The organism is Pseudomonas sp. B16(2017) (assembly GCF_002113205.1).
GTDB classification, from domain to species: Bacteria; Pseudomonadota; Gammaproteobacteria; order Pseudomonadales; family Pseudomonadaceae; genus Aquipseudomonas; species Aquipseudomonas pharyngis.
In genome coordinates, this window is record NZ_NEKA01000020.1 from 36,804 (window position 1) to 62,330 (window position 25,527).

Annotated in this window: 20 protein-coding genes; 6 read left to right on the top strand and 14 right to left on the bottom strand. The window is 62.7% G+C overall.

Annotated elements, in window-relative coordinates; all coding sequences use genetic code 11:
• Window positions 1-56: 56 nt before the first annotated feature.
• Window positions 57-2,891: an excinuclease ABC subunit UvrA gene (gene uvrA / locus CAG25_RS25835; protein ID WP_064599779.1), complete on the bottom strand. Its 2,835-nt coding sequence runs from the start codon at window positions 2,889-2,891 to the stop codon at window positions 57-59.
• 191 nt (window positions 2,892-3,082) lie between these two features.
• On the opposite strand from uvrA, the gene CAG25_RS25840 reads away from it, so the two are divergent.
• Window positions 3,083-4,480, top strand: coding sequence for an MFS transporter (locus CAG25_RS25840; protein ID WP_085613348.1), 1,398 nt, complete (start codon window positions 3,083-3,085; stop codon window positions 4,478-4,480).
• Window positions 4,481-4,489: 9 nt separating this feature from the next.
• Window positions 4,490-5,008, top strand: coding sequence for a single-stranded DNA-binding protein (locus CAG25_RS25845; RefSeq protein ID WP_003228709.1), 519 nt, complete (start codon window positions 4,490-4,492; stop codon window positions 5,006-5,008).
• 76 nt (window positions 5,009-5,084) lie between these two features.
• Here CAG25_RS25845 and CAG25_RS25850 read toward each other — a convergent pair whose 3' ends face one another.
• From CAG25_RS25850 to CAG25_RS25880, 7 genes are all read right to left on the bottom strand, one after another.
• The gene (locus CAG25_RS25850; RefSeq protein ID WP_085613349.1) at window positions 5,085-6,242 is read right to left on the bottom strand and encodes a glutathionylspermidine synthase family protein; all 1,158 of its coding nucleotides are present in this window, start codon (window positions 6,240-6,242) and stop codon (window positions 5,085-5,087) included.
• Between the two features lie 2 nt (window positions 6,243-6,244).
• Complete coding sequence (locus CAG25_RS25855) at window positions 6,245-6,937, bottom strand: DUF1190 domain-containing protein (protein WP_011336163.1); 693 nt, start codon at window positions 6,935-6,937, stop codon at window positions 6,245-6,247.
• Between the two features lie 17 nt (window positions 6,938-6,954).
• On the bottom strand, window positions 6,955-7,380 hold the full coding sequence (locus CAG25_RS25860) for a DUF350 domain-containing protein (RefSeq protein WP_064599775.1): 426 nt from the start codon (window positions 7,378-7,380) through the stop codon (window positions 6,955-6,957).
• 13 nt (window positions 7,381-7,393) lie between these two features.
• Entirely contained in the window at window positions 7,394-8,044 is a 651-nt protein-coding gene (locus CAG25_RS25865) for a DUF2491 family protein (RefSeq protein WP_085613350.1), read from the bottom strand.
• A gap of 124 nt (window positions 8,045-8,168) precedes the next feature.
• Entirely contained in the window at window positions 8,169-8,867 is a 699-nt protein-coding gene (locus tag CAG25_RS25870; RefSeq protein ID WP_064599771.1) for a PspA/IM30 family protein, read from the bottom strand.
• A gap of 17 nt (window positions 8,868-8,884) precedes the next feature.
• Window positions 8,885-9,553 carry a YjfI family protein gene (locus CAG25_RS25875; protein WP_039771966.1) on the bottom strand — a complete coding sequence of 223 codons (669 nt, stop codon included), beginning with the start codon at window positions 9,551-9,553 and terminating at the stop codon, window positions 8,885-8,887.
• A 152-nt stretch (window positions 9,554-9,705) separates the two neighbouring features.
• Entirely contained in the window at window positions 9,706-10,260 is a 555-nt protein-coding gene (locus CAG25_RS25880; RefSeq protein WP_064599768.1) for a cysteine hydrolase family protein, read from the bottom strand.
• 100 nt (window positions 10,261-10,360) lie between these two features.
• On the opposite strand from CAG25_RS25880, the gene CAG25_RS25885 reads away from it, so the two are divergent.
• The 3 genes from CAG25_RS25885 to CAG25_RS25895 all read left to right on the top strand — a co-directional run bounded on the left by CAG25_RS25885 (window position 10,361) and on the right by CAG25_RS25895 (window position 13,388).
• On the top strand, window positions 10,361-11,356 hold the full coding sequence (locus tag CAG25_RS25885; RefSeq protein ID WP_085613351.1) for a GlxA family transcriptional regulator: 996 nt from the start codon (window positions 10,361-10,363) through the stop codon (window positions 11,354-11,356).
• 177 nt (window positions 11,357-11,533) lie between these two features.
• Window positions 11,534-12,640: a DUF3182 family protein gene (locus CAG25_RS25890; protein WP_085613352.1), complete on the top strand. Its 1,107-nt coding sequence runs from the start codon at window positions 11,534-11,536 to the stop codon at window positions 12,638-12,640.
• Window positions 12,630-13,388 carry a S9 family peptidase gene (locus CAG25_RS25895; protein WP_085613353.1) on the top strand — a complete coding sequence of 253 codons (759 nt, stop codon included), beginning with the start codon at window positions 12,630-12,632 and terminating at the stop codon, window positions 13,386-13,388. Before CAG25_RS25890 ends, CAG25_RS25895 begins: the two co-directional genes overlap by 11 nt.
• Window positions 13,389-13,502: 114 nt before the next feature.
• On the opposite strand, the gene CAG25_RS25900 is transcribed toward CAG25_RS25895, so the two are convergent.
• From CAG25_RS25900 to CAG25_RS25920, 5 genes are all read right to left on the bottom strand, one after another.
• Window positions 13,503-14,489, bottom strand: coding sequence for a lysylphosphatidylglycerol synthase domain-containing protein (locus CAG25_RS25900; RefSeq protein WP_085613354.1), 987 nt, complete (start codon window positions 14,487-14,489; stop codon window positions 13,503-13,505).
• Window positions 14,486-15,772, bottom strand: a complete 1,287-nt coding sequence (gene clsB, locus CAG25_RS25905) for a cardiolipin synthase ClsB (RefSeq protein ID WP_085613355.1) — start codon at window positions 15,770-15,772, stop codon at window positions 14,486-14,488. The genes CAG25_RS25900 and clsB overlap by 4 nt, the downstream gene beginning before the upstream one ends.
• Window positions 15,769-16,566, bottom strand: coding sequence for an endonuclease/exonuclease/phosphatase family protein (locus tag CAG25_RS25910; protein WP_039771952.1), 798 nt, complete (start codon window positions 16,564-16,566; stop codon window positions 15,769-15,771). The genes clsB and CAG25_RS25910 overlap by 4 nt, the downstream gene beginning before the upstream one ends.
• The gene (locus tag CAG25_RS25915; protein WP_085613356.1) at window positions 16,563-17,489 is read right to left on the bottom strand and encodes a DUF72 domain-containing protein; all 927 of its coding nucleotides are present in this window, start codon (window positions 17,487-17,489) and stop codon (window positions 16,563-16,565) included. The genes CAG25_RS25910 and CAG25_RS25915 overlap by 4 nt, the downstream gene beginning before the upstream one ends.
• 103 nt (window positions 17,490-17,592) lie before the next feature.
• Window positions 17,593-18,804 (bottom strand): MFS transporter, encoded by a 1,212-nt coding sequence (locus CAG25_RS25920; protein ID WP_085613357.1) that lies wholly within the window; start codon window positions 18,802-18,804, stop codon window positions 17,593-17,595.
• Between the two features lie 190 nt (window positions 18,805-18,994).
• Between CAG25_RS25920 and CAG25_RS25925 the strand changes: the two genes are divergently transcribed.
• Complete coding sequence (locus tag CAG25_RS25925) at window positions 18,995-21,100, top strand: mechanosensitive ion channel family protein (protein ID WP_085613358.1); 2,106 nt, start codon at window positions 18,995-18,997, stop codon at window positions 21,098-21,100.
• Here CAG25_RS25925 and CAG25_RS25930 read toward each other — a convergent pair.
• Window positions 21,094-25,389, bottom strand: a complete 4,296-nt coding sequence (locus tag CAG25_RS25930) for a DEAD/DEAH box helicase (protein ID WP_085613359.1) — start codon at window positions 25,387-25,389, stop codon at window positions 21,094-21,096. The genes CAG25_RS25925 and CAG25_RS25930 overlap by 7 nt on opposite strands.
• Window positions 25,390-25,527: the final 138 nt, after the last annotated feature.

Below are 25,527 nucleotides of genomic sequence, written 5' to 3' on the forward strand. Positions count from 1 at the left end.
TACAAAAAAAGCCCTTGTCACTGACGAAGTGACAGGGGCTTTTTCATGCCCGGTAATCAGGCCCGATCGCGAATCAACAGCGGCTTGAGATAGTGACCGGTGTGAGATTGCTTCATCTCGGCCACTTCCTCCGGCGTACCGGTGGCGATGATCTGTCCACCTTTCGAACCACCCTCGGGGCCAAGATCCACCAGCCAGTCGGCCGTCTTGATCACGTCGAGGTTGTGCTCGATCACCACCACGGTGTTGCCGTGGTCGCGCAGGCGATGCAGTACGTCGAGCAGTTGCTGGATATCCGCGAAGTGCAGACCGGTGGTCGGCTCATCGAGGATGTACAGGGTTTTGCCGGTATCGCGCTTGGACAGTTCGCGGGACAACTTGACCCGTTGGGCCTCACCACCAGACAGCGTCGTGGCCGACTGCCCGAGCTTGATGTACGACAGGCCCACATCCATCAGCGTTTGCAGCTTGCGCGCCAGCGCCGGCACCGCGTCGAAGAACTCCCGCGCTTCCTCGATAGTCATCTCGAGGGTTTCGTGGATGCTCTTGCCCTTGTATTTGATCTCCAGGGTTTCGCGGTTGTAGCGCTTGCTCTTGCACACGTCACACGGGACGTAGATGTCCGGCAGGAAGTGCATTTCCACCTTGATCAGACCGTCGCCCTGGCAGGCCTCGCAACGCCCGCCCTTGACGTTGAACGAGAAACGCCCCGGCCCGTAACCACGGGAGCGGGACTCGGGCACGCCGGCGAAGAGTTCGCGAATCGGCGTGAACAGGCCGGTGTAGGTCGCCGGGTTGGAGCGCGGCGTGCGGCCGATCGGGCTCTGGTCAATGTCGACGACCTTGTCCAGATGTTCCAGGCCCTTGATGCTGTCGTGGGCTGCCGCTTCCAGGGTAGTCGCGCCATTGAGTGCCGTGGCACTCAGCGGGAATAGCGTGTTGTTGATCAGCGTCGATTTGCCGGAGCCGGAGACGCCGGTCACGCAGGTCAGCAGGCCGATCGGGATTTCAAGGTCGACGTTGCGCAGGTTGTTGCCCCGCGCGCCCTTGAGCGACAGCACCTGTTTCTTGTTGCGCGGCGTGCGCTTGGCCGGCACCTCGATCTTGACCCGGCCCGACAGGTATTTACCGGTCAACGAATCCGGGTGCGCCATGACCTCGTCCGGCGTGCCTTCAGCGACGATCTGCCCACCATGAACACCGGCGCCCGGGCCGATATCCACTACGTAGTCGGCCAGTCGAATCGCGTCTTCGTCGTGTTCGACCACAATCACCGTGTTGCCGATGTCGCGCAGGTGCTTGAGGGTGCCGAGCAGCCGATCGTTGTCGCGCTGGTGCAGACCAATCGACGGCTCATCGAGGATGTACAGAACACCCACAAGGCCCGCGCCGATCTGGCTGGCCAGACGAATCCGCTGCGCTTCACCGCCAGACAGAGTGTCGGCACTGCGATCCAGCGACAGGTAGTCGAGACCGACGTTAACCAGAAACTGCAGGCGCTCGCGGATTTCCTTGAGAATCTTGTCGGCGATCTCGCCACGGCGGCCGGTCATCTTCAGCGCCCCGAAGTAATCGCAGGCGTCGCCGATCGGCAGGTTGGTCACCGCCGGCAGGGTTTTCTCGCCGACCCACACGTGTCGTGCTTCGCGACGCAGGCGGGTGCCACGGCAATCCGGGCACGACTGGGTGCTGAGGAACTTCGCCAGTTCTTCACGCACGCTGGCCGATTCGGTTTCGCGGTAGCGGCGCTCAAGGTTCGGCACGATACCTTCGAACGGGTGCGAGCGTTTGACGATATCGCCCCGGTCGTTGAGGTATTTGAAATCGACGTTCTGTGAACCGCTGCCGTGCAGGATGAACTTCTGCTGATCGGCTGGCAGCTCGTTGAACGGCTGCTCCAGACTGAAGCCGTAATGCGCGGCCAGTGATCCGAGCATCTGGAAGTAATAGACGTTACGCCTGTCCCAGCCACGGATCGCGCCTTCGGCCAGGGTCAAATCACCGTTGACCAGTCGCTTGATGTCGAAAAACTGCTTCACCCCCAGACCATCGCAGGTCGGGCAGGCGCCGGCCGGGTTGTTGAAGGAAAACAGCTTGGGTTCCAGCTCGCTGATCGCGTGGCCGCAGACCGGGCAGGCGAAGCGCGCGGAGAAGATCATCTCTTCGCCCGGCTCGTCGTCCATCGGCGCCACCAGGGCGATGCCGTCGGCCAGCTTCAGCGCGGTTTCGAAGGATTCGGCCAGACGCTGTTGCAGATCGGCGCGGACCTTGAAGCGGTCGACCACCACTTCAATCGTGTGCTTCTTCTGTTTATCCAGCTTCGGCAGTTCGTCCAGCTCGCAGAGCCGACCGTTGACCCGGGCCCGGACGAAGCCCTGGGCACGCAGTTCTTCGAACACCGACAGGTGCTCGCCCTTGCGCTCGCGGATCACCGGCGCCAGCAGCATCAGCTTGCTGCCTTCCGGCTGAGCCAGCACCAGGTCGACCATCTGGCTGACGGTCTGCGCTTCCAGCGGAATGTCGTGATCCGGGCAGCGTGGCGTACCGACGCGCGCATAAAGCAGACGCAGGTAGTCGTAGATTTCGGTGATGGTGCCGACCGTGGAGCGCGGGTTGTGCGAGGTCGACTTCTGTTCGATGGAGATCGCCGGCGACAGGCCTTCGATGGTGTCGACGTCGGGCTTCTCCATCATCGACAGGAACTGTCGGGCATAGGCCGACAGGGATTCGACATAGCGGCGCTGACCTTCGGCGTACAGCGTGTCGAAAGCCAGGGAAGACTTGCCGGATCCGGACAGGCCGGTGATGACGATCAGTTTGTCCCGTGGCAGGGTCAGGTCGATGTTCTTCAGGTTGTGGGTACGGGCCCCACGAATCAGGATCTTGTCCAAAATGGCCTCGCTCGGCGGGCGTCGAAAACACAGGAGTATACGGCCAAATACTGGATGGATGCACACTATCAAGTGAAGGGTTTTTTGCCTTACATGAAGAGAGTTTCATCTGTACGCGTCAAAGCGTCGCGATATACCCCGTCTCTCGATGGGACTGGTAGAATCGCCGCCGGTTCACACGAGGTTTTTCCATGCACGATCCCCACAGCGAACGCATGAGTGGCAGCGAGACCCGCGCGGCGAGCGGTCTGGCCCTGGTGTTCGCCTTCCGTATGCTTGGCATGTTCATGGTGTTGCCGGTACTGGCGACCTACGGCATGGATCTGGCGGGAGCGACCCCGGCCCTGATCGGGCTGGCGATCGGCGCTTACGGCCTGACCCAGGCGATTTTCCAGATTCCGTTCGGGATCATTTCCGACCGCATCGGTCGGCGTCCGGTGATTTACCTGGGGCTGATCGTCTTTGCCCTCGGCAGCGTGCTGGCGGCTCAGGCCGATTCGATCTGGGGCGTGATTGCCGGGCGGATCCTGCAGGGCGCCGGGGCGATTTCGGCGGCAGTCATGGCCCTGCTCTCCGACCTGACCCGCGAACAGCACCGCACCAAAGCCATGGCCATGATCGGCATGACCATCGGCCTGTCGTTCGCCGTGGCCATGGTGGTCGGCCCGCTGCTGACCCGTGCGTTCGGCCTGTCCGGCCTGTTTCTCGCCACCGGCGGCATGGCCCTGGTCGGGATCGTGATCGTGATGTTCATGGTGCCGAAGTCCACCGGACCGCTGAGCCACCGCGAATCCGGCGTTGCACGCCAGGCGTTGATGCCGACGCTCAAGCACCCGGACCTGCTGCGGCTGGACCTGGGCATTTTTGTGTTACATGCGATGTTGATGTCGAGCTTCGTCGCACTGCCCCTGGCGCTGGTCGAAAAGGCCGGTCTGCCCAAGGAGCAGCACTGGTGGGTGTACCTCACCGCACTGCTGATTTCCTTCTTCGCCATGATTCCGTTCATCATCTACGGCGAGAAGAGACGCAAAATGAAACGAGTTTTGCTCGGCGCCGTGATGACGCTGATGCTCACTGAGCTATTCTTCTGGCAGTTCGGTGACAGCCTGCGGGCTCTGGTGATCGGGACGGTGGTGTTCTTCACCGCGTTCAATCTGCTGGAAGCTTCGCTGCCGTCGCTGATCAGCAAGGTTTCACCGGCAGGTGGCAAAGGCACGGCCATGGGCGTGTACTCCACCAGTCAGTTCCTCGGTTCGGCACTCGGCGGGATTCTCGGCGGCTGGATGTTCCAGCATGGCGGTCTGTCGGTTGTGTTCCTCGGATGTGCCGGGCTGGCTGCACTTTGGCTGGCCATTGCTGTTACCATGCGCGAACCTCCCTACGTGACGAGCCTGCGCCTGCCGCTGTCGCCCGAAGCGATCCGCGAAGCGGGTCTGGTCGAGCGTCTCAAGGCCCTCGTAGGGGTAACTGATGCAGTGATAGTCGCTGATGAAGCGGCGATCTACATCAAACTGGACACCGAATTAATGGATCGCACCACTCTCGAACGCCTGGTGAACAACCCGGCGCAGACTGCGTGCGAAGCCTAGGAGAACGTTATGGCCCGTGGGGTTAACAAAGTCATTCTGGTCGGTACTTGCGGCCAGGATCCCGAAGTACGCTACCTGCCCAACGGTAACGCCGTGACCAACCTGAGTCTGGCGACCAGCGAGCAGTGGACCGACAAGCAGACCGGTCAGAAGGTCGAGAAGACCGAGTGGCACCGCGTATCGATGTTCGGCAAGGTTGCCGAAATCGCCGGCGAATACCTGCGCAAGGGTTCGCAGGTCTACATCGAAGGCAAGCTGCAGACCCGTGAGTGGGAAAAAGACGGTATCAAGCGTTACACCACCGAGATCGTGGTCGACATGCAGGGCACCATGCAACTGCTCGGCGGCCGTCCACAACAGGGCGACCAACAAGGCGGTGGCAACAACTACCAGCAGCAGGCGCCACGCCAGCAGGCTCCGCGTCCGCAGCAGTCGGCACCTCAGCAGCGTTCGGCCCCGGCTCCACAGCAGGCCGCACCGCAGCCGGCTCCGGATTTCGACAGCTTCGATGACGATATTCCGTTCTGATTCGCTGCTGAATTCGCGCTGAATAAAAAAGGCCCGTCGCTGAACACGACGGGCCTTTTTCATGCCCGCAGGTTTTTCAGTCAAGAATCAAATGCGGCAAAAACCGGCTCGAATCCTTGGTGATCAGGCTGTTGTCTTCGCGCACGCCAATCCCGGCCGCCTGGTCGCCGATCACCCAGGAACCGATCAGCGTGTAGCTGTCGTCGAACTTCGGCAAAGGGGCAAGTTCCTGCAGGATGAAGGGCGCATCGGTGTAGGGCCCATCCTCTTTGACGATCAGGCCTTCAGCGGTCTGTAACTCGATGTTGGCGCCTTCCCGAGAGAAGTACGGTTTACGCACCCAGCCCTTGGGCACCGCGCTGCCCGGATTCGGGTCGAGGTGCGCGGCGAGCAGATTCGGGTGGCCCTTGTGAAACTCCCATAGCAGGGGCAGGGCGCCCTTGTTGGAAAGAATCGACTTCCACGCCGGTTCGAAAAACTGGGTGTCGCATTCGGCGATCGCCGCGCCGAACGGTTCGTGGAAGATGAACTCCCAGGCGTGCAGCTTGAACAGGTGCGGGATCCAGCGATCTTCGAGATCCACGAAACGACCGTCAGCGCTCAGGCCGATGTCTTCGATGTCGATGTGCCGCGATTCGATGCCGACCTTCTCTGCGATCAGCCGCAGGTAATCCGTGGTGCCCTTGTCTTCGACCGAGTCTTTCATCGAGGCGAAGTAAAACGGCCGCTTCAGTTTCAGTTGAGCAAAGGCCTCGTGCAGCCGGGTGTCGATGCTGTTGAACTGGTCCGCATGGCGCGGCAGCATCCCGCGCTCGATGCATTGCTCCAGCCAGCCCCACTGAAACGCCGCCGCTTCATAAAGGCTGGTGGGCGTGTCGTAGTTGAGTTCGAGCAGCTTCGCCGGGCCCTTGCCGCTGTAGGAGAAGTCCATACGCCCGTACAGATGCGGATGACCTTCCAGCCAGGACGTTCGGATCATGTCGTAGTACGACGCCGGAATGCTCAGGCGATCCAGCAGTTCTTCGCTGTGCACGACGCGGTCGACCAGGTCCATGCACATCTCGTGCAGTTCAGTGGTCGGATCCTCCAGATCGTTTTCGATCTGTGCGAGCGTGAACTGGTAGTAGGCGCGCTCGTCCCAGTACGGTTCGTCGTCGATGGTGTGAAACAGAAAGCCGAGGCTCTCGGCGGTCTGTTTCCAGTCGTGGCGCTCGGCGCAGTGGATCTTCTTCATGGTCAGCTGCTCGAACGGCCCCAGCCGCCCCAACCGCTGCGTGCGCTGGACTGGCTGCCGAAGCCGCCACGGGAGGTGGACGCAGCGACATTGACCGGTTTGCGGTAATCGCTGTCGTAGTCCCGCTGGCTGCGGCTCGGCGCCGATTCGATGCGACGGTTCAGCGTCGAGGTGTCGTAGGTCTGGCGGGTATTGCGCTCACGATAAACCGGCCGCGAGTCGATCGCGCGGTTGTTGCTCATGGCATTGCCGATCAGCCATCCGGTGAGCCAGCCGTTGCCTGCACCGCTGGACGAGTGCGAAGTGCTCGTCTGATTGCTCTGCACGGCGGCCGCGTCGCCGGCGGGCATCTGGGCATTGGCGATCGCATCGAGGTTCTGCGCCGGCTCACCGTCCTGCGGCACTTTGAAGCCACCGAGTTTCGGTACGAAACGGCCGGCGGAATTTTTCTGACACCAGTCGGCGGCGAAGTCCGCGTCGCAGGCAGCCTTGTCGTCGTAGGCCGGGGAGATCCGCCGGTGTTCGGCCAGGGCTGCGACGTAGGCGTTCGAGCAGACATCCGGCGCCACTTCGGCGTCGACGCATTGTTCGACGCTCTGGAAGTTGCGTTGTTGCTCCTGGGCGGCCACTTCAGCGGAAATCGCCAGGGCTACCGAAGCGGCCAGCGACAGTTGAACGTACTTGCTTCGTTTCATCTCAGGCTTCCTGCCGATCAGTAGGACGGGGTCATGCACGCGGCGTTGAGCATGCCGACGCTGATCGCCACCGCCGCCACATAGATGCCGGCGGCGATTTCACCGTTAACGATGCGCTGGGACGTGCCTTTGAGCACCAGCCCGGTCGCCAGGAAAGCCAGCAATTGCACCGCGGCCGCGATCACCGCCCAGAGAACGAAGTCGAGGACGTTGATCGAATGAGCGATCACGTTGCTGGCCGGAATCGCGAAGCCGATGATCGCGCCGGACAGTGCGATCGCGGCGGCGCTGTTGCCAGCACGGATCAGCTCGAATTCCTTGTGCGGCGTGATGCGGGTGTAGACGAACTGAAACAGCATGAACAGCAGCACGGCGCCGATCAGGTAGGCGACGAAACCGACCAGCGCGGCTTTGTTCAGGGAGATGGACAACGCTTCCAGCATGGAAAACTTCCTTTTAGATGGTGCTCAAATCAGTGGTGTACAGCGAGATGCCCAGCGAAGTGCTCAGGCTGACGGTGCCTTCTTCGTCCTGCTCGACGGAGAACAGTAAGAGCTCGCGGCGATCGGTCAGGCCGGTCTCCCGGGCGTAGAGCATCGAGTGATGGTTGATGGTGTACGACTCGTCGGGGTTGACCACCTGTTCGGTGAGCGGCACCAGTTCGGTCTGGCCGCGTTCGGTGCCCCATTCACGGGTGTATTCGACACCTTCGTGGCGATAGGTCGGCAGGCCGATCAGGCTGTTCGGTCCGGCCAGGCGCTGCAGTTCGGCGTCACTGTTGACCGTCACATAGCTGACGTAATTGAACAGCGTCACCGATTCGATCTGATCGTCGCCCGTGACATGGATCTGTACCCAGAATTCTTCATCGTTCAGGTAGTAGCGATGCAGTTTGTTCGACTGTCCGAGGTCGAGCCAGCCGGCGCTCCATATGGCCTGGGCGTCGGGAACCCGCACTGAAGTGCTGCCGTCGAGCAACAGGCCGAGGGTCGTGTCGAAGCGGATCGCCTTGCCCTGCGCCAGTCCGAGGGGGCCGCCGGCAGACCCGGACGCCGGCGCGGCCGACTGCCAGTTGCTGGTGCCGAGCAAATCTTTGAACCATCCCATGGGTACATTCCTTGAAGCGGGTGGAGGTATTCGTTTGCAAAAACGCCGCTAGTGTACCGGGCGCGCGGCGAACGAGCAGGCAAAAAAGAAGGGCACCCGGTGCCCTTCTTTACTCCCGCCGCCGTTACTGGGCGGACTTCTGCTTCAGACGCTCGAGGATGGCGTTGGCGCTACCTTCGTTCGGCGTGATGCCGGCTTCGCGCAGCTTGCGATCCAGGTCGTTGCCGGTCGACGCATCGGCCAGTTCGTCGGCAGCGCTCAGCTCGGCAGCGCGTTGCTGCTGCTTGGCTTGCAGACGGTTCAGGGTGCCGACGGCGGTTTCCAGCTTGCCGTTGGCGCCGCCGCTGGCGATCGAGGCGCTGACCTGAGCCTTCTGCACGCTGTCACGGGCCTTGGCCATGTCCACTTGCTGGCGCAGGCTCTTGATCCGCGCTTCGGCCTTGTTGATGTCCTTGCGCATGTTGTCGGCGTAGGTGCCGAACTCGTCGCTTTGTTTCTTCTCGACGCCCAGGTCGTTGGTCAGGGTCGAGATCGCTTCGGCGACTTCCAGCGCCAGGTCTTCACGGCCGGCGTTCAGGGCGGAAACAGCCTTGGCTTCCAGGTCCCTGATCTTGGCTTCGTATTCGCTCACGCGGTCGGCGGAGAGTTTGTGCTTGGCCATGATGGTGACCAGTTCGCGACGGGCGTTGGACAGCGCGCTGTCGGCGTCACGGATTTCCTGATCGAGGATGCGCAGGGCCTGTTGATCGGCGATCGCTTCGCCGACTTCGTTGGCGCCGCCGCGCAGCGCGGTGAACAACTTGCTCCAGATGGACTGAGTCATTGGATATTCCCTGTTGATTACTTGAAGAAGTGTTCGAAGGCTTCGCTGGCGCGCTGCACGTTGTCGACCAGGGTTTTCACCTCGGTGACCACGTTGGTCAGGCTCGAGTCGGCACTCAGTGCACCGAACATGTTGTAGACGGTCTGGCCGTTGGGCATGGTCTCGATGCCGATCGACGACAGCGGGAACATTTCCCGGCTGCGCAGCACGGCGTCGTTGAAGGCGCGCACGTCGGTGATCGAATCGATGTCCACCAGCACGGTGTCGACGATGATCTGCTGACCGGCGAGGGCGATGTGAATCGGCAGACCGCCGAATTCGTTCATTTCCAGCTTGAGGCTGGGTTCGGAGCTCTGGATCAGAGACAGCGTGATCTCCTGCGAAGCCACCTCGTCCAGCGCCTTGAAAGCGTTGTAGAGGCTATCGATGTTCCAGTTGTTGCCTGCGCTCATGTAATTCTCCGACATGAAAGAGCCAGCCAGAATCGGTTGGCGTAGCTGTTGCTCCATTTGCTTGAGCAAGCTTCGGTTTTCCGGAAGCACCCAAGTTTCGTGTTTCACATAACCGGCGGCAGCCAGGCCCGCGCGCATCTGCTTCATGTAGAAGCTCGACGGTTTTTTCGCGGACGGTGTCGAGCGCACTCCCTTTGGGCTCTCTGACTGGGTGGCAGGGGAGCGGCTTTTCATGGCGATGACTCCGTTATGAACATCTCACGCGTGAGCCACACTACAACCAAATCAAAATGCCATCAATGGCTCACGCGTGAGATTTTCATGACCCACGGAAAAACGCCCGCAACTAGGCGGGCGCAGGTATTTCCAGTTGTATCAGAGCGGGCTCAGCGGCTGGCGGCGAGGAATTCGTCGGTGGACACCACGCTGGCGTAGGCAAAGCCCAGCGCCGACATGAACGCCGCATGCACGTGGGCGGCGGGCACGGTCAGACCGTTGAATTCCAGGTCACGGCTGGCGCAGGCATCGTGGATCACCGTAACGGTGTAACCCAGATCCGCCGCCGCACGGGTGATGCCGTCGACGCACATGTGGCTCATGCTGCCGACCACCACGAGCTCCTTGATGCCTTGTTCGTCGAGGATCGATTGCAGCTCGGTTTCGCGGAACGAGTTGACGAAGTGCTTGAGCACCACCGGCTCGTCGGTGCGGTTGAGCACTTTCGGATGCAGTTTCGCGCCTTCGGAGCCCGGGGTGAAAAACGGTGCCTCGGGCGAGGTGAATTCGTGGCGGATATGCACCACCGAATCACCGGCTTCACGGAAGGCCGCGATCAGCCGGGCGGCGTTGTCGGCGGCGGCGTCGGCACCGGCCAGCGGCCACTTGCCTTGGGGGAAGTAGTCGTTCTGGATATCGACTACGATGAGCGCTTGCTTGGCCATGGGTGTGTCCTCGAAGTGTGGGTTGGCGTGGGTTCAGTATTGGCGCTGGCCACGGTTTCGAGGATTGGCCGCACCGACAATACACAGGGGAAAACTGACAATGGGTGCAGAAAGGACCGTCGCGGAACTGGGCGTGCTGATGTATCCCGGGGCGCAAATGGCGGCGGTGCATGGCCTGACCGACCTGTTCGGGGTCGCCAACCGGATCGCCGCCGAACACCAGTCCACACAGCTGCCGCTGCTGCGGATCAGCCACTGGCAGGTCGATGGAGATCGGCCACCGGTACGGGTCCATGACAGTCATCCAGCTGCCGACAACGGTTTGCTGGCGGTGTTGATCCCGCCGTCCATTGCCGGTTTTTCCGCGGCACAGATGCCGGCCGGGCTGCTGCCCTGGCTGCGTGAACAACATGCTCGTGGCGCGACGCTTGGCGGGGTTTGTGTCGGCTCGTGGCTGCTGGCGGAGAGCGGGTTGCTCGATGGTCGCAGCGCTACCACGCACTGGACTTCGGCCAAGGCCTTCGCCGAGTGTTACCCGAAGATCAGGCTCAAGGCCGACACGCCGATTGTCGACGACGGTGACCTGATAACGACGGCGGGGCTGATGGCCTGGTCAGAGCTTGGTTTGCGTCTGGTGGACCGATTGCTCGGGCCGAGCATCGCCAGCAGCACCGCGCGGTTTCTGGTGGTGGAGCACAGCGACAGCGCCAGTGCGTGCGGCAGCAATTTTGCGCCGATTCTCAATCATGGCGACGGGCCGATTCTTCAGGTTCAGCATTGGCTGCAGGGCACCGGCGCGACCGATGTCTCGCTGACGGCAATGGCCGAACGTGCGGGTCTGGAAGAGCGAACATTTCTGCGCCGGTTCCGTGCGGCGACCGGCCTGAAACCCACCGAATACTGCCAGCACCTGCGGGTCGGCAAGGCCCGGGAAATGCTCGAGTTCACCAACGGCACCATCGACCATATTGCGTGGACGGTGGGCTATCAGGATCCGGGAGCCTTTCGCGCGACGTTCAAGAAAATCACCGGGCTGGCGCCGAGTGAATATCGCGCGCGATTCGGCGTGAGTCCGCAGGCGACCGTGGCGAAGTAATACGCATCTGTCGTGCAAAATGCCGGACCCTGCAGCGCGGTCGTGCAGATTGAAACGGGCGCGGTGCCAGTACGGGTTTTTCAAGTGGCTGATTTTCAGAGTGTTTCAGGCGAGCCCCGGTTGGCCTGATCTCTGCACCCTCTGACCTACATTCAACCCGCCGTTGGAGGGGGACGCATGACCCCGACATCCCGCAGGAAAGTGGTCGTCGCCCATTCGGTTCGGCCCGGCGCACCACAACATGAAGTGCAGACCAACAAGGCCCTCGCGCGATGGCTGGCGCAGATCCTCGGCCTCAAGTTCGGCGGCAGTTACGACGCTGAAAAACATCGCGGCCGGGACATTTACCTGTTGCCGACCCAGACCCTCGTCGGCGCGGCGGCACGCGAACTGGGGGTGAGCGGCCCGAACGATCTGTGGGGCGGTTTCGTCGAGCACGATTTCATCTGCACCAAAGCCATCAGCCACGGTTTGCGCAGCCATCAGGCCCATGCGCCGCAAGGCTGGTCGCCATTGTTTTCCGAACGGGTGCGCACCGTGGTGCTGGACGGGCTCAGCGTCTTTGCACTGGAGGATGCGCGGCCCGCCGCCGAACATCTTTTGTACAGCGGACCGATCCGGATCAAGCCGATCCATGCCTGTGCCGGGCGTGGTCAGGAAGTGATCAAGAGTCTGGATGCGTTCGACGAAATTCTCGCCCGACCCGAGGCCGGAGAACTGTTCAGCGATGGCGTGGTGCTGGAGCAGGACTTGAGCCAGGTGGTCACCCACAGCGTCGGCCAGTCGTTCATCGGCGGCAGGGTGCTGAGTTACTGCGGTGATCAATACTTGACCAAGGACGCCCACGGCGAAGAGGTGTACGGCGGCTCGAATCTGCTGGTGGTGCAGGGAAGTTACGAGGAGCTGCTGGCGCTGGATCTGCCCGACGACGTGCGTCTGGCGATCCGGCAGGCGCAGGTGTTCGACCGGGCGGCGGACGAAGCCTATCCGCGTTTCTACGCCTCGCGGCGCAATTACGACATCGCCCAGGGCCTGGACAGCGAAGGCCGGCCGCGCAGTGGCGTGCTCGAGCAGTCCTGGCGCATGGGCGGCGCCAGCAGCGCGGAAGTGGCGGCGCTGCAAAGTTTTGTCAACGATCCCTCGATGCGCGCGATCCGCGTGTCGTCGGTGGAAACCTATACCGATCAAGCCCTGCCGGCCGATGCCATTGAGGTGTATCGCGGGCCGGCCGAAAACAGCGACTTTCTTCTCAAATACGTGATGGTCAAATCCTATGACGGCTAGAAGCGAAAGCATTCAAATCGACATTGATGACGAGCAGATGAGCGGGACCTTCCTCAGTCCCAAATCGAAAGTCCCCGGCGTGTTATTCGTACACGGCTGGGGTGGCAGTCAGGAGCGGGATCTGGAACGGGCCAAAGGCATCGCCGGTCTGGGCTGTGTGTGTCTGACGTTCGACCTGCGCGGGCACACCGGCGGTACCGGCATTCCGCTGAGCCGGGTCACCCGTGAAGACAATCTGCGTGATTTGCTGGCGGCCTACGACCGGCTGCTCGCCCACCCGGCGCTGGATACTTCGGCCATCGCGGTGGTGGGCACCAGCTATGGCGGTTACCTCGCCTCGATCCTCACCTCGCTGCGCCCGGTGCGCTGGCTGGCGCTGCGGGTGCCGGCGCTGTACCGCGACGAGCAATGGCACACGCCCAAGCGCGAGCTGGACAAGGCCGATCTGCGCGATTATCGCAGCACGCTGATCCGCGCCGACAGCAACCGCGCCTTGCACGCCTGCTCGCAATTCACCGGGGACGTGCTGCTGGTGCAGTCGGAAACCGATGAGTACGTGCCCCACGCGACCATCATGAGTTACCGCGCCGCGTGCCAGCAGACCCATTCGCTGACCCACCGCATCATTGATGGCGCCGACCATGCCCTGAGCGATCCGACCTCGCAGCAGGCCTACACCTCAATCCTGGTCGACTGGATCACCGAGATGGTGGTGGGTGAGCGGTTGAGCATCATTCAGTCCACATGATTTGTGCTGTCTCTTCGGACGCCTTCGCGAGCAAGCCCGCTCCCACGTTTGGAACGCGTTCTGCCTGTGGGAGCGGGCTTGCTCGCGAAGGGGCCACCAGCCATAACAAAAAAATCAGGACGGCTTCTTCTCGATCCGCAACGCCTTGGCCTTGGCTTCCACCACCAGGTACATCAGCACGGTGATCAGCAGCGGCAGCAGGAAATAGATTGCCCGATAGGCCAGCAATCCTGCCACCAGACTGCCGCGTGAGGCCTCGTGTTGCAGCAGCGCCACGAACACCGCTTCCAGCACGCCCAGCCCGGCGGGAATGTGGGTGATGACCCCGGCAATCGCACTGATCAGCAGCACCCCGAGCACCAGCGGATAGTCGAGCTTGCTCGGCAGCAAGGTGAAAATCACCGCCGCCATTAACGACCAGTTGAGCGCCCCGAGCAGCAATTGCAGAACCGCCATGCGCAGCGATGGCAGGTTGATTTCCACCCCGCGAATCGACCACTCGCGACGCCGGGAAAACTGGCAGGCAACCAGATAACCGACACTGACCAACAGCAGCAACACGCCAATGCCCTGCAACGCGCCGCTGCTGACCTTCCAGCCCGGTGGCATGCGCACCAGCCCACTGGCAAACACCACGCCGGCGATGGTCATGTAGCCGAACCAGTTGGTCGCCAGGCTCAGGCCGAGGATTTTGGCGATGTTGCTTTTGCTCACCCCGAGCCGCGAGTACAACCGATAACGCATGGCGATCCCGCCGACCCATGCGCTGAGGTTGAGGTTGAACGCATAGCTGATGACGCCCACCGGCAGGATCTGTTTCCACGTCAGGTCCTGACGAATGTAAGTACGGCCGATCAGGTCGAAACTGGCGTACACCAGAAAGCTCAGCAAGGTCAGGCTGGAGGCGATGATCAGCGTGCGCACCTTGAAGTCGGCGAGGGTTTGCAGCACTTCGGCCCATTCGATGCGACTGGCGAACATCGTCAGCAAAACGATCAGCGCCAGAAAGAACAACAGGGTCAGCGGACGTTTCCAGCGACTCCAGCGGGACTTGCTCGCCGATGCCGGATGCACGGCTGCGTGGGCTTCGGAATGGCTCATGAAGGATCACTCCCGGCGGCATGGGAAAAGGGTTTGAGTCGTGGCTTGTGCGCCGGCAGCCAACCGGCCATGGCCGGAAAATGCCGCAGGAAGTGAAACACCAGAAAGCCCACGGTCATGTGCCAGATCCGCCCGCGCGGCGACTTCGCGGCGTCCATCGCCTTGCAGTGGTTGTGGCTGAGGTCTTCGAGGCGTTCGAACAGGTGGCGATTGAAGGCGCGGTCGCGGATCAGCACGTTGGCTTCCAGGTTCAGCGACAGGCTCAGCGGATCGAGATTGCTCGAGCCGACGGTGCTCCATTCCTCGTCCACCAGTGCCACTTTGCCGTGCAGCGGCCGCTCGCAATATTCGTGAATCTGCACCCCGGCCTTGAGCAGGTAGTCGTAGGTCATGCGCGCGGCGAGTTTGGCCACCAGCATGTCCGGCTGCCCCTGCAGAATCAGCCGCACCTCGACCCCGCGCCGGGCGGCGTTGCGGAGCTCGCGCAGCAGGCGGTAGCCAGGAAAGAAGTAGGCGTTGGCGATCACCACCCGCCGTTGGGCGCGGCGCAGCACCTGCAGATAGACGTCTTCGATATCGGTGGGGTGGCGATCGTTGTCGCGGAACACCAGACGCACCTGACCGTCGTGATCATCGAATGCCATCTCGGCGCGCCGCTGTCGACGGCGTTGCCACCAGAACCTTGCGCGTCCCGGACGGCCGCTTTGCAGCAGGGCGAAATGATGGATGTCGGCCACCGCCGGGCCCTGAATTTCCACCGAGTAATCCTGCTTCGCTTCGGGACCGAAATCGGCCAGATGATCGCCGGAAAAATTGATCCCGCCGATGAACGCAACCAGCCCGTCGACCACCACAATCTTGCGGTGCAAACGGCGGAACCAGTTGGTGCGAATACCCAGATGCTTGGGGGCCGGATCGAAGATCTGCAGGTGGACGCCGGCTTCGCTCAGCGCGGCCAGATAACCGGTGCTCAGTTCGCCGCAACCGAAGCCGTCGAGGCTGACTGTGGTGCGCACGCCACGGCGGGCGGCATCGATCAGAATTTCCTGCAACTCTTTCCCGACCTTGTCTTCGAAGACGATGAAGGTCTCCAGCAGGATTTCGCTTTTCGCTGCGCGCATCGCTTCGAAGACCCGGGGGAAATACTCTTCGCCGTTTTCCAGCAACTCGACGCGGTTGTTACCCTGCCAGCGATACTCGACATCGACGGTGCCGGGCTGGCGCACGGGTGGGTTGATGCTGACCGGCTCTACGGCGGATTTCTCCAGCGGTGCACTGCTCATAGTTCAATCTCCACCGATAGCGGTGCATGGTCGGAAAGGTGTGACCAGGGACGGTTCGCCAGCACTTTGGGCTGACTGGCCTTGAGGTTGCGCACGTAGATCCGGTCCAGGCGCAGCAACGGCATGCGGGCCGGAAAACTGCGCGCCGGTTTGCCGTGATGCGCCGCAAACACTTCACGCAGGCCACAGGGTTCAAGCAAGGCATCGGCGCGCTGGCGCCAGTCGTTGAAATCGCCGGCGACGATCACCGGCGCATCCTCAGGCAGTTCGGCCAGGCGCTTTTTCAGCAGAGCCAACTGATCGTTGCGATGGCTTTCGCGCAGGCCCAGATGGACGCAGATCGCGTGCACTTCACGGTCGTCTCCCGGCAGGCGCAGCACGCAATGCAGCAGCCCGCGGTTTTCGTGGCCGCTGATCGACACGTCGAGGTTGTCATGGCGCACGATCTGGAATTTCGACAGCACCGCATTGCCATGATCGCCCTCCGGGTACACGGCGTTGCGGCCGTAGGCGAACTGCGGCCAGAGACTGTCGGCGAGAAATTCGTACTGCGGCATCGTCGGCCAATTGTTGTAGCGCTTGGGATGATGTTCGTGGGTGCCGTGAACTTCCTGAAGAAACACCACGTCGGCGGACACGCTGCGCACCGCTTCGCGCAATTCCGGCAGGATGAAGCGCCGGTTCAGGGCGGTGAAACCCTTGTGGGTGTTTACCGTCAGCACAGTGAAACGGCGCTCGGTGGTGATGACCGTGGACTGCTCGTCGGTGAAGCCGAGCGGCTCGGGAATGCTCATGCGAGTACCCCCTCGGCAGCCGGTTCGCCGGGCACGGTTTCGAGTGTTTTATCCAGATCGAAGCGCTGCAGCAGGCTGCGGGCATCGAACGGCGCGCGGACCTTGATGTCGTTGTCGAAGTAGCAGAAAACCTCACGGGATTTACGGGCCCGAGGCTTCAGGCGCGGGGCGATCAAATGGGCGTCGCCCGGTTGCCGGCCATGGTGCCAGTCATCAATCCGTTCGGCCCAGCGTCGCAGCGCAGCTGGGGTGTAGCCGCTGGCGTAAAGTTCTTCGGCACCGTGCAGGCGCAGGTAGACGAAATCGCTGGTGAGGTCTTCGCGGTACGGCCATTTCCCGGCGGTGTCGGCGATCACCAGCGCAGTGTTGTAGCGCTTGAGCAGGCGCACGAAGTCGGGGTCGATGAAACTGTCGTTGCGGATTTCCACGGCATGGCGCAGCGGTTTTTTGCCGTAGGCCTTCAGGCTCGCGTGGCCGTGCAGGTGTGAGTCGTGCTGACGGGCGAGGGCGGCAGCGGCCTGGGTGTCGTGGGGCAACTGGTCGAGAAAGGCTTCGAAACGCTCGGGGTCGAAAGTGAAGTTGGGCGGGAATTGCCAAAGGACCGGCCCGAGTTTTTCCTTCAGTTCCAGCACCCCGGAGGCGAAAAAATTGGCCAGGGGTTTTTCGATATCGCGCAGACGGCGGATGTGGGTGATGAAACGGGGCGCCTTGATGCTGAACACGAAATCGTCCGGCGTTTCGGCGTACCACTGGGCATAACGTTCAGGCCGCTGCAAGGCGTAGAACGATCCGTTGATTTCGATGCTGTTGACCGCCCGTGAGGCGAACTGCAATTCGCGTTTCTGAGCCAGCCCCTTCGGGTAAAAGTCCCCGCGCCACGGGGCGTAACGCCAGCCTGAAATACCGATATGAATCGTTGCCATGCCGCCCTCCCGTCGAAAGTCCCCATACGGCCTCTGTCTGTGGATGACTGCGGGCGGTCGCGGAAAGTTTCGACGGGATTACGGACGGTCGGGCTGCTACGGATCAGTGCCCGGTGACGATCCGGGTCGAGCCTTCGGCGGGTTCGGCGTACACCGGGCCCAGGCGATCGAGGCGACCGCTCCAGGCCGTCAGGGCCAGTGCCACCAGCACCACCAGGCCGCCGATCCACGCGGTGTGGATCAGGCCGATGTGTTCGACGATCAGACCACCACCCCACGCGCCACCGGCAATACCGAGGTTGAACGCGGCAATGTTCAGCCCCGAGGCCACGTCCACGGCGTGCGGTGTGTGATGTTCAGCCTGACGCACCACGTACACCTGCAAGCCCGGCACGTTGCCGAAGGCGACCGCGCCCCAGACCAGCACGGTGGCCAGTGCCAGCCACGGGTTGGCGGCGGTGAAGGTGAGCACGAACAGCACGGCGGCGAGCAGGGCGAAGATGATTTTCAGTGCGCTGATCGGCCCGCGTTTGTCCGCCAGTTTGCCGCCCCAGAGGTTGCCGACCGCCACCGACACGCCATACACCAGCAACACCAGGCTGACAGTGCTGGCGCTGAAGCCGGAGAGGTCCTGAAGAATCGGCGCCAGAAATGTGAAGGCGATGAACGAACCGCCGTAACCGATGGCCGTCATGGCGTACACCAGCAGCAGGCGCGGTTGCTTGAGCACCTGCAATTGCTGCAACAGCGACGCCGGTTTGCTGTGGGCAATGTTGTTCGGCACATACAGCAGGCTGCCGATAAACGCGATCACGCCCAGTGCTGAAACGGCAAGGAAGGTTTCACGCCAGCCGAAATGCTGACCGATGAACGTGCCCAGCGGCACGCCGGTGACCAGCGCCACGGTCAGGCCGGTGAACATGATCGCAATCGCACTGGCGGCTTTCTCCTTGGGCACCAGGCTGGTGGCGATGGTCGAGCCGATCGAAAAGAACACGCCATGGGCCAGACCCGTGACGATCCGCGCCAATACCAGCGATTCATAACTCGGCGCCAGCCAGGCCAGCAGGTTGCCGAGGGTGAACAGTACCATCAGCGATAGCAGCAACAGTTTGCGCGGGACTTTGCCGGTGAGGGCGGTCAAGACCGGCGCACCGATGGCTACGCCGAGGGCGTAGAGACTGACCAGCAGACCGGCGGACGGCAAGCTGACGCCGAGATCGGCGCCGATGGTGGGAAGCAGGCCAACGATGACGAACTCGGTCGTCCCGATGGCGAAGGCGCTGAGGGTCAGCGCGAGCAGGGCAATGGGCATGACGGCACTCCGGTGGGGGATTGAATGGAGCGCAGTGTCGGGGTTTGGTGGGGGTGGAAAAATACAGGGGTGGGCATTTGATATTTGATCTCGGCGCAAAGATCAAAGAGCGGCTCTCGAGGCGTTCTTGAACTTTGCCAAGCCAAAACCGATCAGTTCCTTACAGGTTCAACCAAGGGAGCTCTGCGTTTTGACCAGGTTCAGGATCGCGATTCTATTGGGGGCATTGCTGTTGTTCGGCGGCCATGCAGTGCAAGCCGCCAGCCTGCCGGGCGTTCCGGCAGCCAGCGAAGAGCCGGCGAAACCGGAGCCCATCGTGCAGGGCGGACTGCTCGGCGCCATCAGTTCCAGCATTGACGACGTGCAGGAAAAACTCGATCTCAACGAGCATCTGGTCGACGCCTGGCGCCTGCGCGCCGATCGGGCGGCGGATGAAGTCGACAGGTTGGTCAATCAACCTTCGAACCGTTCCGGCTGGAGCGTGGCGGGGGATTTCCTGATGCTCTCCGGCGTATGGCTGGGCACGTTTGCCGTGTTGACGGTGCTCGGCAGCGTGCTGGGCAAGCGTCTGCGGGAGGGGCGCTGGCTGCGCACCCGCCAGCGCAGTCAGGACCTGCTCGGTTACCTGTTGCCCTACACGCTGCCCGCGCTGATCTGCCTGCCGCTGACCCTGTACGTCAGCCATTTTCTGTCGGCCTCGGTGGGGCGAGCGCTGGCGCTGTGTTTTGCCTACGCCACCAGCAGCGGGATATTTTCCACGTCGATGCTGTTGTGCGTGGTGGTGATGTTCAATGTCGGCCACAAGCGCCGCGCCGTGCAGATCATCCGCGACTACTGCCCGAAACCGCTGTTCCTGATCGGCTTTCTCGCCGCGTTGAGTGACGCCCTGACCAGCCCGCAGATCGCCCGGCAACTGGGCGGCAACATCACCAGCAGCATTGCGGTATTCACCGGTCTGCTGGCGTCGATCATCTTCGGCCTGCTGGTGATTCGCCTGCGTCGGCCGGTGGCGCACCTGATCCGCAATCGCCCGCTGGCCCAGCGCCTGAAGCAGCCGTCGCTGCAGGAGTCCCTGAGGATTTTTTCCGGGCTCTGGTACTGGCCGATCGTGCTGATGGTGCTGGTCTCGGCGGTCAATCTGATCGGCATCGGCGAGGACAATCAAAAGGCCCTGCGATGTGCGCTGTTCACCACGGTGCTGCTGATCGGCACGGTGTTTCTCAGCACGATTCTTCAGCATCTTTTCAAGTCGCGCAGGGCCGAGGCGATCCAGCGCAGCAGTGCCTACAAGGAACGCTTTCTCAGCCTGTTGCACGCCTTGCTGCGGATCGTCATTGCGATTGCGTTCATCGATATTCTCGGGCGGATCTGGGGAGTGTCGCTGCTCGATTTTGCGCAAAGCAGCACGGTCGGTCGGGCGATCAGCAATGCGCTGAGCAGCATCGGCTTGATCTTCCTCGTGACGTGGCTGTTGTGGGTGGTGCTCGACACGGCGATTCAGGAAGCACTGAAACCGCCAGTCAGCAAACGCTCGGTGCGTCAGCCCAGCACCCGGGTGAAAACCATCCTGCCGCTGCTGCGCAACGCGATCAAAATCATCCTGGTGGTGATCTGCGCGATCACCACCATGGCCAATCTCGGGATCAATGTCGCGCCGCTGCTGGCCGGTGCCGGGGTGGTCGGCCTGGCCATCGGTTTCGGCTCGCAGCAACTGGTGCAGGACGTGATCACCGGGCTGTTCATCATCATTGAAGACACCCTGTCTATCGGCGACTGGGTGGTACTCGATTCCGGGCATGCCGGCACGGTCGAAGGCCTGACCATTCGCACCCTGCGCCTGCGTGACGGCAAGGGCTTCGTGCATTCGGTACCGTTTGGCCAGATCAAGGCCGTGACCAATCAATCGCGACAGTTTGCGTTCGCGTTTTTCTCGGTGCAGTTCACCTATGACACTGATGTCGACAAGGCCATCGAGCTGATCCGCGAGGCGGGGGATTCGATCCGCGAAGACCCGTTCCTCAAGTACAACCTGCAAGGGCCGCTTGACGTGTTCGGTGTGGACAAAATGGACCTGAACGGCGTGGTGCTGACCGCGCAATTCCGCACGGTCTCGGGCGGGCAATACGCGGTGAGCCGCGCGTTCAATCAGCGCTTGAAAAAGCTTGTGGATAACAGCCCGTGGGTGCATTTTGCGCAGACTTATCCACAGCAGGTTCTGTTGCCCAAGCGACAGGACGAAGAGGTGGCGCCGGCGCATTCGTCGGTGGTGTTGCCGGAGCAGGCGCGCACTCAGTGACGGGTCAGCTTGTTGCGGATTTCGCTCATGGCGGCGGAGTCCAGCTCCACCCAGAATTGCGGCTTGCCCGCGACCTCGGCAGCGACCGGCAACCCATCGCGATACACCAGCCGATTGCTCGCCAGCGCCGGCACTTTCGCCCCCGGCAACAAGGTCCCGGCGAGGTTCAGCGGGTCGACGCCGCACACCGCGACCAGGCTGCCGTCATGGGGGCGACGGCGGACTTCGCGCAGCAGCGCAATTGCCTCGGGCAGGGCGAATTGCTCGCCGGCCAGACCGCTGACAAAGCGCCCGCCGCGAATCTCGCCCCGCGCTTCCAGTCGATGGAACGTGCGCAGAAGTTCGCGCCAGCTCGGCAGCCAATCGGCCTCGCGCTCCAACAGGCGCCAGAACACCACGCCATAGCGGCGTAACAGGGTCATGGCGATGTGTTCGAGGGTTTCGGGCGACGCCGTTTGACGGTTTTCCACCACCGGCCCGCGACGCAAAAGCGCCCAGCGCCCGGCATCGTCCATGCCACCGACAAATGCCCCGCGCCCGCGTCGACTGCTGCGCTGCTGGCGCTTGCTCGCCGGGGTGATCAGCGCCCGCAATCCGGCAAAGCTGTCGGCATTCACCAGCCCGGCGCCGACCAGTTCCTGCAAGGCGATTTCCAGCTCGGTGCGCAGCAGGTGTGCTTCATGAATCAGCTCATCGAAAAACAACGCACCGTGCTGGCTCAGCGCGTCGAACACCTTGCGAGTCTTGGGCGACAGTTCGCTGACCGGCGTTTGCTCGGCCAGCGCGCTCCACAAGCCGACCTGACTGCGCGGCAGCAACACGATGGGGGTGCTGCGCAATGCCGTGCCACTGCTGTTTTGCCGGGCGCTGAGGCGCGTCCATACCAGTTTGCCGCTGCGGCACAGATCGTCCAGCCAGCTCGGTGAATAATCCTTGAGCCGCGCCGGAAGGAGGTCGCTGTCCCACGCTGAAGCGGCGGCCGGGTAGCCTTCGAACTGGCCGACAATCGCCGGCAACACGGCGTTGCCCTGACCACGGGTGGACGGGGACACGTACTGCCAGTCGAACAGAAAACGCATGAAATCCTGCAACGCCACCGGCTCGATTTCCCGGCGCAGACGCTTGACGGTGTAGCGGTGAATGCGCGCCAGCAGATGCCGTTCGCACCATTCTTCAACGGTCGACCCCGGCGTGAACTGGCCGCGCAGTACATAACCTTCGCGCTCCAGATGAGCGAGAGCTTGATGAACAGCGGCCGGCATCAGGGCCAGCGGCTCGGCAATCGCCACCAGCGGTTGCGGACCGAATGCGCCGAGCCGCGCGCGGATCACTTCGATCAGTGCCTCATCGGCGGTCCATGCTTCGTCGAAACCGGGCAACGCGGCCAGTTCAGAATGCGCCTGTGGATAAAGCGCTTGCAGACAGGTCAGGCGTTCTCTCGCCAGCCACAGTGATTGCTCGGGATCGATCTGCAATCGGCAGGCTCGCCCGGTTTCGGCCAAAGCATTCAGCCAATCGCGCCAATGCGGATTGGCCTCGACTTCGCCGTCACTGATGCAGGCCAGGCTCATCAGCGCTTCATGCATTTCATCGGCGCTGTTCGGCGTCGGCCAGGCTTCTTCGCGCACGGCGTTGATCGCGTCGGCGTCCAGCGCGCCGAGGTCGTCGGTGGATTGCGGATCGCTCCAGCGGCGGTTGAGCACGGCCTGGGTGCGACGCTCTTCCAGCGGCGCGTCGTCGAGAAAGGTGTAGGGGCGGGCGCTGAGGATTTCCGCCGCCAGCGGCGAGGGCGCCGGCAGGTCGCGGGCGATCAGGCGCACTTCGCCGCGCTCCATGCGCCGCAGCAGTTGCAGCCAGCCTTCGCTGTCCATCGCTTCGTGCAGGCAATCGTCGAGGGTCTGTTCCACCAGCGGATGCTCGGGAATTTCCCGTTCACCGGCGAGGTTTTCCAGGCAGGCGATCTGATCGGGAAACACACTGGCGATTAGGTCTTCGCTTTTCATCCGCTGCAATTGCGGCGCGACCTTGCGCCCGCCGGTGAAGCGCGGCAGGGCCAGCGCCACCCCGGCATTCCAGCGCCAGCGCACGCCGAACAGCGGCGCATCCAGCACCGCTTGAATCAGGATGTGCTCGGCGCTGTTGCTGTGCAGGTAACGCCAGACCTCATCGAGTTCGAAACTGTGGCTGGTGGACAGCGACAGCACGATCGCGTCTTCGCTGGCGGCGGCCTGCAATTCGAAGTTGAAGGTGCGGCAGAAACGCTTGCGCAGGGCCAGGCCCCAGGCGCGGTTGATTCGGCTGCCGAATGGCGAATGGATGATCAACTGGGTGCCGCCGGACTCGTCGAAAAACCGCTCCATCAGCAGCGTGTCGCGCGACGGCAAGGCACCGAGGGCGAGGCGGGCGCGGGCCAGGTAATCCACCAGTTGCTCGGCGCTGGCCAGGTTCAGGCCGAGGGTGTCGGTCAGCCAGTCGAGGGCCGGTTGCAGGTTGCCGGGGCTGGCGCTGAGCAGTTGATCGAGCTGCGCGTGCAGGCGCGCCACGGCCGCCGACAGTTCATCGCTGCGTCCCGGCGCCTCGCCGAGCCAGAACGGAATGGTCGGCGGCAGGCCCCGGGCGTCTTCGACCCGCACCTTGCCGGCTTCCACCCGCAGGATCCGGTAAGAGGCGTTGCCGAGCTGGAACACATCGCCGGCGATACTTTCCACGGCGAAGTCTTCGTTGACGCTGCCGATGTTCAGGCCCTGGGGTTCGAGCAATACGCTGTAGTCGGCGTTGTCGGGGATGGTGCCGCCGCTGGTGACTGCGGTCAGCCGTGCGCCGCGTCGCCCACGCAGGGTTCGGCTGATGGCGTCGCGGTGCAGGTAGGCGCTGCGGATGCCCTGACGGCCGTTGTAGCCTTCGGCGAGCATGCCCAGCAGCGCCTGATAATGTTTTTCGTCGAGGCGGGCGTAGGGCTCGGCCCGACGGAACAGCGCGAGCAAATCGTCTTCGGCCCATTCCTGGCAACTGACCTCGGCGATGATCTGCTGCGCCAGCACATCCAGCGGCGCTTCGGGGATGTGCAGCGTATCGAGTTCACCCCGGCGCACGCAGTCGAGCAGGGCGGCGCACTCGATCAAATCGTCGCGGGTGGTGGCGAACAGGCGGCCCTTGGGCGTACCGCCGACCTGGTGCCCGGAGCGGCCAACTCTTTGCAGAAAACCGGCAATCGAGCGCGGTGAAGCGATCTGGCAGACGAGGTCGACTTCGCCGATATCGATGCCCAGCTCCAGCGAGGCGGTGGCGATCAGCACTTGCAGCTCGCCACGCTTGAGCCGTTGTTCGGCGTCGAGGCGAAACTCCTTGGCCAGACTGCCGTGGTGCGCGGCCACGGCGTCTTTTCCGAGGCGTTCGCTGAGGTGTCGACTCAGGCGCTCGGCCAGACGTCGGGTGTTGACGAAAATCAGCGTGGTGCGGTGTTCACGGGCCAGTGCTGCGAGGCGGTCGTAGACCAGTTCCCAGACGTCGTTGGCCATCACCGCCGTCAACGGCACCGGCGGCACTTCGATGCCTAGATCCCGTGGACGCGCGTGGCCGATGTCGATGATGTCGCATCGGCGCTCATGGCCGACCAGAAACCGCGCGACGGCATCGATCGGTTTTTGCGTGGCCGACAGACCGATGCGGGTCAGTGGTTCAGGACACAGCGCCTGCAAGCGTTCGAGGCTCAGGGCCAGGTGACTGCCGCGTTTGCCGGCGGCGATGGCGTGGATCTCGTCGACGATTACGGTGCGCGTGGTGCCGAGCATTTTTCGCCCGGACTCGGAGCCGAGCAGCACGTAGAGCGATTCCGGAGTGGTCACCAGTATGTGCGGCGCGCTCTTGCGCATGGCCGCGCGGTCTTTCTGCGGGGTGTCGCCGGTGCGCACGGCGGTGGTGATTTCCAGCGCCGGCAGATCCATTTGGCGTAACTGCTCGGTAATCCCGGCCAGCGGGTTCTGCAAGTTGATGCGGATGTCGTTGGACAGCGCCTTGAGCGGCGAAATGTAGACCACCAGGGTTTCGTCCGGCAGACCTTCCGGGATTTCCAGGCCGCGGTGGACCAGTTCGTCGAGCACGGCGAGGAACGCGGTGAGGGTCTTGCCGGAACCGGTGGGCGCGGCGATCAGCGTCGAACGGCGCTGGCGGATCGACGGCCATGCGCGGGCCTGGGCGGCGGTTACCGTCGGGAAGGTGCTGCTGAACCAGGCGCTGACGGCGGGGTGAAAGCCTGCCAGCGCCGCGTCCGTGGGAAGGGGCAGATTCATGGCTCCAGTTATGCGGGTGGGTGGGCGAAGTTGCAAGTACCGCTCGGGATCTACACTTTACGGGTGACGGTTGCGCACTAAACCCGCAAAATGCAACGATTCCGGCAATTATCGACGACGGTGTCACAAGCATCGTCG